Genomic DNA, 11,683 nt, shown 5'->3' with positions numbered 1-11,683 from the left:
CGGGCCGTAAAACTAAACTAAGGTGCCCGCATGTAAGATCAGATACCGTGAGTAAAACTATTATTGTATCCAACCGGCTACCGATAAAAATTGCGGAGGATGGAGACGGATATGCGCTGCAGCCGAGTGAGGGCGGTTTGGCAACCGGCTTGGCTTCTATCCATGCAGAGGGTGAGAATATATGGATCGGCTGGCCCGGCGTGATGTTAACCGACCCCGAACAACGGTCTTATTTCACAACGCTGTTGAACGATCGGCGGCTTGTGCCTATTTTCTTGGACGAGGACGAGATAAAGGGGTTTTATGAGGGTTTCTCGAATGAAGTGTTATGGCCGATTTTCCATTATATGCCCAATTATGCCCTTTACGAACTGGAAAACTGGCAAACGTACGTGCGGGTGAACGAAAAGTTCTGCGAGCGGGTGCTTGAGGCCGCAGCACCGGACGACACCATCTGGGTTCATGACTACCAGCTGCTATTGCTTCCGGGTTTGTTGAGGAAGGCGTTGCCCGATGCTTCCATCGGCTTTTTCCAGCATATTCCTTTCCCTTCGCAAGAGCTCTTCCGCCTCATCCCGTGGCGGCGCCAGTTGCTGGGAGGGATGCTTGGGGCTGATTTGCTTGGTTTCCACACGTTTGACGATGTGCGCCACTTCATAAGCTCGGCCACCAGGCTTACCGAAACAAACAACAATTCAAACAAGCTAGAGGAAGATGGGCGTACCATCGTTGTGGAGCCTTTCCCGATGGGGATAGACAGCCATCGGTTTTCCGAGCTATCGTCAGACGGGAACGTGCTGAAGCGGGTGGATGAGCTGAAGGCCAACTTCAGGGACCAAAAGATTGTCTTGTCTATAGACCGCTTGGATTACAGCAAAGGGATCATACAACGGTTGGAGGCATTTGAATTGTTCCTGAAGGAAAACCCGGCTTTCCACAAGTGCGTAACGTTGTACATGGTGGTGGTGCCTTCGCGCGATACGGTGCCCCAATACCGCGAACTGAAGGACCAGATCGACCGATTGGTGGGGTATATCAACGCGCAATTCGGCTCGTACGACTGGTACCCGGTGGCGTATTTCTACCACAGCTATCCGATGGAGGAGATATCGGCATTGTATAATGTAGCCGATGTTTGCCTGGTGACCCCTATGCGCGATGGGATGAACCTGGTAAGCAAAGAATACGTAGCCAGCCGAAACGACGACACGGGCGTGCTTATACTGAGTGAAATGGCCGGGGCGGCCAACGAGCTTATCGATGCGCTGATTGTGAATCCAAACAATGTGCACGAAATCCGGGATGCGCTGCTGCATGCTCTGAATATGCCCCTGGCCGAGGTAAACAAGCGGATGAAAGCCATGCGCCAAATTGTATTTAAATTTACCGTGCAACACTGGGCAACGTTATTTATGAATAGACTTAAAGAAGCGAAAACAATCCAAAGCAACACCAGGGCAAGGTTGGTGGGACCGGCCATCGAGAACCAGATCATCAGCCACTACAAAGCGGCAGACAGCAGGCTTTTGCTGCTCGACTACGACGGCACGTTGGTGGGCTTCCAGGGCGATATAGACAAGGCATCGCCCGACGAAGAGCTCTACCGGCTACTCGATATCCTTGAGGCCGACATCAATAACCACTTGGCCATTATCAGTGGGCGTAAGCACAGTACGCTGGAGAAATGGTTCCAAAACAAGCCGTATAGCCTCATTGCGGAGCACGGTGTGTGGACGAAAGAGCCGGATTCGGAATGGCACCTGAAAAGCGGCCTATCCAACGCGTGGAAGGCTGAAGTGGGCACACTGATGGAGTCTTATGCAGACCGGACGCCGGGTGCATTTGTGGAAGAAAAGAGCTTTTCACTCGCTTGGCATTACCGCAAGGTGCAGCGCGACTTGGGTACGCTGCGGGCACACGAGCTGATTGCGGCGTTGCAAAACTATTCTGCATCTTACGGGCTGCAGCTGCTGGATGGCGACAAGGTGGTGGAAATACGGAGTGCCGAAGTGAATAAGGGCCGGGCCACCTTGGATATCCTCCATGAAAACCACTATGATTTCATCCTCTCGATAGGCGATGACCGCACCGACGAAGATACGTTCAATGCGCTACCTAAAGAGGCGTTTACCATTAAAGTGGGCACGGAAGTATCAGCCGCTAGGTTTTACGTGAAGCACCTCCGGGATGTACGGGCACTGCTCCGGAAGCTCGCTGACGCAACCGCTGCAGCGGCTACGCTATAAATATCGGGCGGTCGAGCTTCATCGAGATACGGTATGCCGCATTCATCAGGCCCACATGGCTATACGCCTGCGGGAAATTGCCCCACTGGCTCCCATCGGATTCGTCCACATCTTCACTGAACAACATCAAGTGGTTGCCGTAGGTGAGCAGCTTTTCAAACGTTGCGATCGCTTCGTCTACACGGCCTACGCAGGCCAGTGCTTCCACGTGCCAGAATGCGCAGATAAGAAACGTTGACTTGGGTTTGCCGAAATCGTCTGAGTGCAGGTAGCGGTAGAAGAGCCCCTGTGGGGTTTTGAGCTCCCGTTCGAGGGCCTTAAGGTGGTTGCGTGCGCGGTCGGATGCGGGGTCGAGGTAGTGCATCATAATGAGCTGCAGCGTGCTGGCATCCAGGTGGGGGCTCCCCACCGCGTTGACATACACCTGCCGCCCGGGGTCATAGCACGACTCTATATAATGCGCTGCGCGCTTCATCAATGCCTCTGCGCGGCTAATCATCTGCTTGTCGCCCGTGAGTTTCCCTATTTTCTGTGCGGCCGCGCTCCCGGCCCACTGAAAGAGGTTGGTATAACAATGGTGGTTGGCAAAACTGCGGAACTCCCAAATGCCGGCGTCCTTTTCGTCGATGGTCTTTTCGATTTTATCGAGTATGTAGTTGACCCAGCGCCCTGCATCGGAGCGCTCGTTGAAAACGAAACGGTAGTCGGTATATAATGGCAGCAGTGCAATCATCGCCTGTCCGTACACATCGTTCTGGATATGCTCGTAGGCCTGGTTTCCTATGCGGACCGGTTTATTGCCTTGGTAGCCTTCCAGCTCATCGAGGATCTGCTCGGTAAGTTTGGTCTGCCCGTTTATTCCGTACAGTGGCTGGAGGCGTCCTGTATCGGCATGGGTGATGTTTGTGATGTAATTGGCATACAGCTCCATCTCCTCAAACTGGCCGATATGGTTGAGTGCCGTGATGACGTAATAGCTATCCCGCAGCCAGCAATAGCGGTAATCCCAATTGCGGCCGCTCCCGGGATACTCCGGCAGGCTGGTGGTGCCTGCGGCGATAATGGCGCCTGTATCTTCATACTGGTGGATCTTCAGGGCCAGCGCCGACCGTATAACGGCCTCTTGGTAAAAGGTGGATATGGTGGCATGCTTAATCCATTTACGCCAATAGTTGATGGTTTCCCTGAGGAAATGTTCTGCCGTGCGTTCCAGCGGGGCCTCAAGGGGTTGGCCATAGGTGAGGGCCAGGTATTTCGTTCCGCCCAATACAAATGCTTCTTCGCCGAAAAAGTGGCTCACCGGGACATCGGTGGTCAACCGCATCTGCTCGATTCCGTTGCTGAACTCCACGTGGTTGCTCCCCCGGAATTTGTTGAACGTTTGTCCGCCATAGCCGCTTACCGGCTCGCATACGATACGGATGCGTGGCCGGCCCGATAGCGGCTCGACCTTCCGCATCAGCATCAATGGCTTGAAATACCGTTCATACTGCCTGAAGCGGGGGGCGAAATCGGTGATTCGGTAAGTGCCGTCGCTGGTTGTTATCTCTGTGCGGAGTACGTTTGTGTTCTCCACGTAATACTGTTTACTTGTGAACTCGCCCACCGGCTGGATAGAAAACCGGCCTCCTTTCTTGCTGTCCAGCAATCCGCCGAATACGAATGAGCTATCAAAAGAAGGCCAGCAAAGCCAAGATACGTTGGTGTCTTTGTGGATGTGGGCTAAGTAGCTGCAGTTTCCAATAATCCCGCTGTGGTATATATGCCGATTTCCCATATGTTTTTAGTTATTTGCATTTCGGTGTACCGAAACGCAAATGCGATGATTTCCAAACTTAGGTAAATTTCTGCTATATGCCATATAAGGGAGCCGCATTTGGGCTCCTTAAATCCTTCTGCATCACATAGTCATTCAATACGTAGCCATGATAGGGGGTATCCACCGTATCGACCACGGTGAACCCCAGCCGTTGGTAAAACGTCACAGCGGGGTTGTTCCGGTTTACATTTAGCTCCAGCTGCGGTCGGCCGCCGGCGAGCGCCGCCTGGGCAACATGGTTGATCAGCAACTTTCCTGTTCCCCTTCCCTGCTCTGAGGGCAGAATGTAGAGTTTTTCGATACGCATGGTGTGTGGTTCAGCCGGTTTAGGCTGGAACCCGGTAAACCCTACCGGGGTATGGCCCCGCATGGCTAGTGTAAAGGATTGCCCCGTTTCGAATTGGGCCAGCAGCGATGCTTCTGAATAGATCAGCTCCAGCATGAGGCTGATTTGGCCGCGGTCGAGGTACCCCCCGTAGGTAGTCCACCAGCTGTCATGTGCCAGCTGCCGAATAGCTGGTGCATCTGCTGCGGTGGCGGCTTTCAACGTCACATCTTCGGAGGTCATGGGTGTAAAATCATGCGTAGCCGAGCCGGCGCAGGGTAACATAAGCCATCAGGCCGGTACTGAGGGCCAATGCGCTTTCATCGATATCGAATGTGGGGGTATGTACGGCCGAGGTTATGCCTTTGGCCTCGTTTCGGGTGCCTAACCGGTAAAAACAGGCATCGGCTACCTGCGAATAATAGGCGAAGTCTTCGGCGGCAAGCCAGAGGTCGAGGTCGACCACATTCTCCTTGCCGAGGAACTCTTCGGCATATCCGCGGATTTCAGCCGTGAGCTTTTCGTCGTTTACCAGGAATGGGTATCCGTTTCGTACTTCGAAATCACACGAGCCGCCCATGCTTTCGGCAATACCTGTGGCCATTTTTACCATCCGTTTATGCGCTTCCTTACGCCATGTCTCATCGAATGTGCGGAATGTCCCTTCGAGATATACGGCATCGGGGATGACGTTGGTAGCTCCGTTGGCAATGACTTTGCCGAAAGACAGTACGCTTGGCATTTTGGGGTCGGCAATACGGCTCACCACCTGTTGCAATGCGGTGATGATGTGCGCGGTGATGACGACCGGATCGATATTTTCCTGGGGCTGGGCGCCGTGGCCGCCGCGGCCCTTGACGGTTACATATAATTCGTCGGTTGATGCCATGTACTTGCCTTCGCGGAACCCGACTTTTCCGGCCGGTATCAGCGGCATGACGTGCTGCCCGATTACTGCCTGCGGAACGGGGTCCTGCAATGCACCGGCTTGGATCATCAGGCTGGCACCGCCGGGCAACCGTTCTTCGCCGGGTTGGAAAATGAGTTTGACTGTTCCCCCGAAATCGGCTTTCAACGATTGGAGGATACGTGCGGTGCCCAAGAGCGAGGCGGTGTGTGCGTCGTGCCCGCAGGCGTGCATCACGCCCGTACGTTTCGACCCGTATTCGCGACCGGCTACTTCCGTGATGGGGAGGGCGTCCATGTCTGCCCGTAGGGCTACCACCTTGTCGGAGGGCTGCTCGCCATGGATATGGGCAACCACGCCGGTGTCGGCCATAGGTACATAGGCGATTCCCATTTGGCTTAGCTGGTCTTTTACAAAGGCTGAGGTTTCGTGCTCCTGGAAAGAAAGTTCGGGGTGTTGGTGCAGGTGCCGCCTCCACCCCACGGCTGCCTCATGGATTTGGGCAGCAAGGGCATGGACTTTATCTTTCATGACGGCTTCCCTTAATGATATACATATATTTCTTCGGTAAAAACAAACACATTATTGAATTGCTTCCGAAGGCCTTGCATGAGGTCTTGGGCTTCACTTCTGTTCCTGAAGTCGCCGACCTTTACCCGATAGTTGGGTTCCTCATAGCTCAGGTAAGTATCGATATCTTTATACAGCCGTTTGAATCGGGCTTGTTCGGCGTATGCCTCGGTGCGGTCTGAGCCGGAATAAATCTGTACACGGAACCCCATGGTGGTGGTACGGGTTGCGTTTTCCTTATCAACCGGGGGCGGGCTGGTAGAGGTGGCCGTAATGTTGGTGCCTTTGCGGCTCCGCTGCATCAAGCTGATCAGTGGGTCTACCACTACCTCTACGGTACCGCGTTGCTGGCCAAACCCGTCCATACAGGAGAACCCCAGGAACAGGATAATGAACATTGCAAAACCTCTTTTTTCCATGACGATATCCGATTTACGCGCCGTGGCAGTTTTTGTATTTTTTGCCGCTGCCGCAGGGGCAGGGGTCGTTTCGGCCTACTTTCTGTTCATTCCGGATGGGCTGGGTGCGTTGTACCTCGCGTGTATCTTCTACGGGAGGAGCGCCCCCGCCCGCCCCTACGAGCTCGGGCTTCGACGTCTTTATACGCGCCTCTTGCCTGGGCGCCGGCCGGGCCTCGCGCACATCCTGCGGCTGCTGCTGGGGTATCTCACCCTTGAACAGAAAACCGACCACGTCCTTATTCATCTCGATCAGCATCTCGCGGAACAGATTGAAGGCCTCCATCTTATAAATGATAATGGGGTCTTTCTGCTCGTAGACCGCATTTTGCACCGATTGTTTCAATTCGTCCATATCGCGCAGGTGTTCTTTCCAGGCCTCATCAATCAGCGCGAGGACCACCCCTTTTTCGAACGACTTGAACACTTCCTTACCTCCGGACTCGACTGCCTTTTTGAGGTTGGTGGCCACCTGAATTCCCCTGACGCCATCAGAAAATGGCACAACGATGTTTTCTATCTGGTTGCCACGGGTGGCAAATACGTCGGTGAGCACCGGTAGCGTTTGCTTGGCGATCCTGTCTGCCTTTTCGTGGTAAAACGCGATGACGCGCTCTGACAACCGCTCGCTGAGCGACGCGATGCCACTATCGGTAAACTCGGCCGCATCGATGCCGGGATCCAACGAGAACACCCGGATTACCTCCAGCTGGAAGTCGTCGTAGGTGCCCGCTTCTTTGTATGTTGCCACGATATCTTCCGCCACATCAACGATTGTGTTGTTCAGGTCGACATCGAGACGTTCGCCAAACAAAGCGTTCTTACGCTTGGCATAGATAACGCTCCGCTGGGAGTTCATCACGTCGTCATATTCGAGGAGGCGCTTACGTATGCCGAAGTTGTTTTCTTCCACTTTCTTCTGTGCACGCTCGATAGACTTGGTAAGCATGCTGTGCTGCATAACCTCGCCCTCTTGCACGCCCATACGTACCATGATGTTGGAAATCCGCTCGGAAGCAAACAGCCGCATCAAAGGGTCTTCGAGCGATACGAAGAACTGGGACGACCCGGGGTCTCCCTGGCGGCCTGCACGGCCGCGCAGCTGGCGGTCTACCCGCCGCGATTCGTGGCGTTCGGTGCCGATAATTGCCAATCCGCCGGCATCTTTCACGCCGGGCCCGAGTTTGATGTCTGTACCACGGCCTGCCATATTGGTAGCAATCGTTACCATACCCGGCTGGCCGGCTTCGGCAACGATATCAGCTTCACGCTGGTGCAACTTGGCATTCAGCACATTGTGTTTAACGCCGCGCAACTTGAGCATACGGCTGAGCAGCTCGGATATTTCTACCGAGGTGGTACCTACCAACACCGGGCGCCCCTGCTGGGTAAGCTGATGGATTTCTTCTGCCACGGCGTTGTATTTCTCACGGGCGGTCCGGTAAATCAGATCATGCCGGTCATCGCGCTGGATGGGTACGTTGGTTGGTATTTCGACTACGTCCAGCTTATAAATCTGCCATAGCTCGCCCGCTTCGGTAACGGCCGTACCCGTCATACCGGCAAGCTTGTGGTACATGCGGAAATAATTCTGCAGGGTAATCGTGGCGTAGGTTTGCGTGGCATCTTCGACCTTTACGTTTTCCTTGGCCTCGATGGCTTGGTGCAGCCCATCCGAATAACGGCGGCCTTCCATAATACGCCCGGTCTGTTCGTCTACGATTTTTACCTTACCCTCGTCGATGATGTACTCGTCATCACGCTCAAACAGTGTGTACGCTTTAAGAAGCTGGTTTACCGAGTGTATCCGCTCTGATTTGACCGAAAAGTCGCGCATCAGCTCCTCTTTCTTGGCCAACTTCTCTTCCGGGCTTGCGTTTGATTTCTCAATCTCCGCGACGTCGCTGCCCACATCGGGCATGATGAAGAAGTTGGGGTCTTCGCCCGACGCGGTAATGAGCTCGATTCCCTTTTCGGTGAGCTCTACCTGGTTGTTTTTTTCGTCGATGACAAAGTAGAGTTCAGCATCTACTTTGGGCATGTTTTTGCTTTGCTCTTGCAGGTAATAATTTTCCGTCTTTTGAAGTACCTGCCGGTTGCTTCCTTCGCTCAGGAACTTAATGAGTGCTTTATTTTTCGGCAATCCGCGATGGGCACGTAGCAGGGCTAGTCCGCCGCTTTCGACTTCTGTATCGCCTGCGGCGATGGCTTTCTTTGCTTCATTGAGCACGCCGTTGATGTAGGCTTTCTGTGTATTGACCAATCGCTCGATACGGGGTTTGAGCTCATAAAACTCGTGCTGGTCGCCGCGCGGTATCGGGCCGGAGATAATCAACGGTGTACGGGCGTCGTCAATCAGCACGGAGTCTACCTCATCGACCATGGCGAAATGCAACTTCCGCTGAACCAAGGCATCTGGCGACTGTGCCATGTTGTCGCGCAGGTAATCGAACCCGAACTCGTTGTTTGTTCCAAACACGATGTCTGCTAAATAAGCATTGCGTCTGGCGGGCGAATTGGGCTGGTGTTTATCTATGCAATCCACGCGCAGGCCGTGGAACTCAAATAACGGCCCGTTCCACTCGGAGTCACGCCGTGCGAGGTAGTCGTTCACCGTTACGATATGGACGCCCTGGCCGGATAATGCATTCAGATAGGCAGGCAATGTACCTACCAGGGTTTTACCTTCACCGGTGGCCATCTCGGCAATCTTGCCTTCATGGAGCACGATACCACCGATCAGCTGGACATCGTAATGGACCATCTTCCACGTTACCTCTGTGCCTGCGGCTGTCCAGGTGTGTTGCCACACCGCTTTGTCACCCTCGATCTTTATATGTGGTTTTGAAGCGGCAAGCTCCCGGTCGAAATCAGTTGCTGTAACGATTAGCTCGCTGTTTTCAGTAAAACGCCGGGCAGTTTCTTTGACCACTGCAAATGCTTCTGGAAGCAGCTGCAGCAACACCTCTTCCAGCTTGCGGTCGCGGTCTTTGCTCAGCTTATCCACCTTGTCATAGATGGCTGTTTTTTCGCTCATCTCAATGCCCTCGCGTTCAGCCTCCGCTTTTAAATCAGCAATTTCCTTGTCGATGTCAGCAAGGAAATCAGTAATGCGCTGCTTGAAATCAATTGTTTTAGCGCGCAGCTCATCATTCGTAAGGGATTCTAATTTCGGATATTCTTCCTTGATTTTATTTACCAGGGGTTGAATATGTTTGATATCCCGCTCTGATTTGCTGCCGAATATTTTACTTAAAAATGTTAACATCTGCTATTGTTTATTTCTGACACACGTCATTGTCAATAATGACACCAAAAACCCATCTCCGCCAATATGGCATACTGGGCAAAGTTAGTCATTACATTTTAGATTGCAGGGGTTAGATTGTAGATTCTAGGAACAAGCTTTTGGAAGTCTGGGGCACCAGCTTCAACTCCCATGCCTTGTTAAAGAGGGTGTATATAGCTGCGCGTCCTTCTTCGCCGAGTTCGACTGAAAACCGGTTGACATACAAATCGATGTGTTTATACATTACCTCGTCGCTCATTTCCTGCGCATGCGAACGGATGAACTCGATACCGGATTGCGGATTGGCCAGGGCAAACGCTACGCTCTTGCGTAGCACCCGGTTAACCTTACGCTTGATGTTATCGGGCAGTTTGCGCCGTGCCACGATGCCCCCCAGGGGAATGGGTGCCCCTGTTGTCTGCTCCCAATAATCGCCGAGGTCCATGACCTTATGCAGCCCTTTGGCCTGATAAGTAAAGCGGTTTTCGTGGATGATGAGGCCGAGGTCGATATGGCCATCGACCAATGCCTGCTCAATTGTTGAGAATACCATCTCCTGCTTACTGGCTAATCCCGGAAAAGCCAGCCCTAGCAGGAAGTTTGCTGTAGTGTATTGGCCCGGAATACCCACGGTGAGCGGCTTACCGGTGTATACCCCTTTGCCTTGTGCTTGCACCTGGCTGGCAAGTGCGGGGTCTTTGCTGATCAGCAGTGGTCCAACGCCAAACCCTAGTGCACTGCCCGCATCGAGCAGCACATAATCGTTTGCGGCGTAGGCATAGGCGTGGTAGCTTAGCTTGGTGATATCCAACTCGGTATTGAACGCTTTATGGTTAAGCGTTTCCACATCTTCATAGTACACATCAAAAGTGAGACCTTCGGTATCAACTTTGTGATGGATGAGCGCATCAAAAATAAACGTATCATTGGGACAGGGGGAAAACCCGAGCGAGAGTTTCATGCTAACAACGGTTTATCAAGAATAATCAGAAATAACAGGGCTACAAACGTAACCAACAGTAGGCCGCGTGCCGTCCGGTCGAGCTCCCGCCGATAGAAAAAGCGGATGAGCAACAGATTGACGACGGCTGCGATAACATATAAGCTTAGCGGATGCATGGTAGCGCCCAATGGTGAGAACACTTTGAGCAGGCATGCTACCGTGGGGGTGATGGCACCCAGAACACCGCCCCAGAAAAATGAATTTTGCTGCACTTACTTATTGTCAAAGCTCCACGAATTGAGTTCGGGTATAGCGTGGTGGGCGGTCATGTCAAACTGGACCGGCACGATGGAAGCGTATCCATTTTGCAATGCCCACACATCGGTATCTTCCCCACGGTCGCGCAGCTCGAATATGCCGGTGAGCCAGTAGTAGCTGCGGTTGCTTGGGTCTGTGCGTTCGTCAAACTCCTCGGCCCATTTTGCGTCGGCCTGTCTACAAATTTTTATTCCTTTTATGCGATCGGCCTTGGGGAAATTCACGTTCAACAGGGTTCCTTTTGCCAACCCATTGGTGAGGACCTGTTTAGTGATGCTCCGGACGTATGGCCGGCAGGCAGTGAAATCGGCGTCGTAGTTCAGGTCGTCATAGGAGAACCCGATTGAGGGGATATCCTCAATTGCACCTTCCACAGCGGCCGACATGGTACCCGAATAGAGCACGTTGATTGAATTGTTAAGGCCGTGGTTGATACCGGAAACACAGATATCGGGTTTTCTGCCTTTAAAGACTTTATTTACGGCTAATTTGACACAATCTACGGGAGTCCCCGAGCATTTATACATTTCGACTCCGGGGTAAATGTAGATGGGATCTATGCGCAGGGGTTTGCCGATGGTTATTGCGTGTCCGGTGCCCGACTGCGGCCCTTCGGGTGCCACTACGGTGACATCACCGATTTGCTGCATCTCTTCGATCAGTACTTTGATGCCGGGGGCCGTGATGCCATCATCGTTCACCACGAGTATAGAAGGCTTTTTATTTACCATGGTGCTAAGTTAAAAAGAAAAAGCGTTATGGGCTGCTGTAACCATAACGCTTTACTTAAATTTTACTTCAACTAAGA

General features: G+C 52.9%; 9 protein-coding genes. 1 reads left to right on the top strand and 8 read right to left on the bottom strand.

The annotated features are described in order from the left end of the window. Positions 1-47: 47 nt before the first annotated feature. On the top strand, positions 48-2,246 hold the full coding sequence (locus tag NGM62_RS14210) for a bifunctional alpha,alpha-trehalose-phosphate synthase (UDP-forming)/trehalose-phosphatase (protein ID WP_262248905.1): 2,199 nt from the start codon (positions 48-50) through the stop codon (positions 2,244-2,246). On the opposite strand, the gene NGM62_RS14205 is transcribed toward NGM62_RS14210, so the two are convergent. The 8 genes from NGM62_RS14205 to surE form a co-directional block, all read right to left on the bottom strand. Next, a complete protein-coding gene (locus NGM62_RS14205; RefSeq protein WP_262248903.1) occupies positions 2,236-4,023 on the bottom strand; it encodes a glycoside hydrolase family 15 protein in 1,788 nt (595 codons plus the stop codon). The two genes, NGM62_RS14210 and NGM62_RS14205, sit on opposite strands and share 11 nt — an antisense overlap. A 73-nt stretch (positions 4,024-4,096) precedes the next feature. Then, positions 4,097-4,633: a GNAT family N-acetyltransferase gene (locus NGM62_RS14200; protein WP_262248901.1), complete on the bottom strand. Its 537-nt coding sequence runs from the start codon at positions 4,631-4,633 to the stop codon at positions 4,097-4,099. 10 nt (positions 4,634-4,643) lie between these two features. Further along, positions 4,644-5,828 (bottom strand): M20 metallopeptidase family protein, encoded by a 1,185-nt coding sequence (locus NGM62_RS14195; protein WP_262248899.1) that lies wholly within the window; start codon positions 5,826-5,828, stop codon positions 4,644-4,646. Between the two features lie 11 nt (positions 5,829-5,839). Further along, positions 5,840-6,286 (bottom strand): SPOR domain-containing protein, encoded by a 447-nt coding sequence (locus NGM62_RS14190; RefSeq protein WP_262248897.1) that lies wholly within the window; start codon positions 6,284-6,286, stop codon positions 5,840-5,842. Positions 6,287-6,299: 13 nt separating this feature from the next. Beyond that, the gene (secA, locus tag NGM62_RS14185; RefSeq protein ID WP_262248895.1) at positions 6,300-9,593 is read right to left on the bottom strand and encodes a preprotein translocase subunit SecA; all 3,294 of its coding nucleotides are present in this window, start codon (positions 9,591-9,593) and stop codon (positions 6,300-6,302) included. 112 nt (positions 9,594-9,705) lie between these two features. Continuing rightward, positions 9,706-10,575 (bottom strand): menaquinone biosynthesis family protein, encoded by an 870-nt coding sequence (locus tag NGM62_RS14180; protein ID WP_262248894.1) that lies wholly within the window; start codon positions 10,573-10,575, stop codon positions 9,706-9,708. Next, positions 10,572-10,829, bottom strand: coding sequence for a hypothetical protein (locus NGM62_RS14175; RefSeq protein ID WP_262248892.1), 258 nt, complete (start codon positions 10,827-10,829; stop codon positions 10,572-10,574). The genes NGM62_RS14180 and NGM62_RS14175 overlap by 4 nt, the downstream gene beginning before the upstream one ends. Then, positions 10,830-11,606: a 5'/3'-nucleotidase SurE gene (gene surE, locus NGM62_RS14170; RefSeq protein WP_262248891.1), complete on the bottom strand. Its 777-nt coding sequence runs from the start codon at positions 11,604-11,606 to the stop codon at positions 10,830-10,832. It lies immediately after the preceding gene. Positions 11,607-11,683 lie beyond the last annotated feature (77 nt).

The organism is Parapedobacter soli (genome assembly GCF_025460835.1).
In the GTDB taxonomy this organism is placed as follows: domain Bacteria; phylum Bacteroidota; class Bacteroidia; order Sphingobacteriales; family Sphingobacteriaceae; genus Parapedobacter; species Parapedobacter soli.
This window is presented reverse-complemented; position numbering and strand designations above follow the sequence as displayed.

Excerpts from the sequence above, each read along its gene's own strand:
- NGM62_RS14205 (WP_262248903.1), bottom strand. The coding sequence starts at position 4,023 with ATGGGAAATCGGCATATATACCACAGCGGGATTATTGGAAACTGCAGC.
- NGM62_RS14200 (WP_262248901.1), bottom strand. The coding sequence starts at position 4,633 with ATGACCTCCGAAGATGTGACGTTGAAAGCCGCCACCGCAGCAGATGCA.
- NGM62_RS14195 (WP_262248899.1), bottom strand. The coding sequence starts at position 5,828 with ATGAAAGATAAAGTCCATGCCCTTGCTGCCCAAATCCATGAGGCAGCC.
- NGM62_RS14190 (WP_262248897.1), bottom strand. The coding sequence starts at position 6,286 with ATGGAAAAAAGAGGTTTTGCAATGTTCATTATCCTGTTCCTGGGGTTC.
- secA (WP_262248895.1), bottom strand. The coding sequence starts at position 9,593 with ATGTTAACATTTTTAAGTAAAATATTCGGCAGCAAATCAGAGCGGGAT.
- NGM62_RS14180 (WP_262248894.1), bottom strand. The coding sequence starts at position 10,575 with ATGAAACTCTCGCTCGGGTTTTCCCCCTGTCCCAATGATACGTTTATT.
- surE (WP_262248891.1), bottom strand. The coding sequence starts at position 11,606 with ATGGTAAATAAAAAGCCTTCTATACTCGTGGTGAACGATGATGGCATC.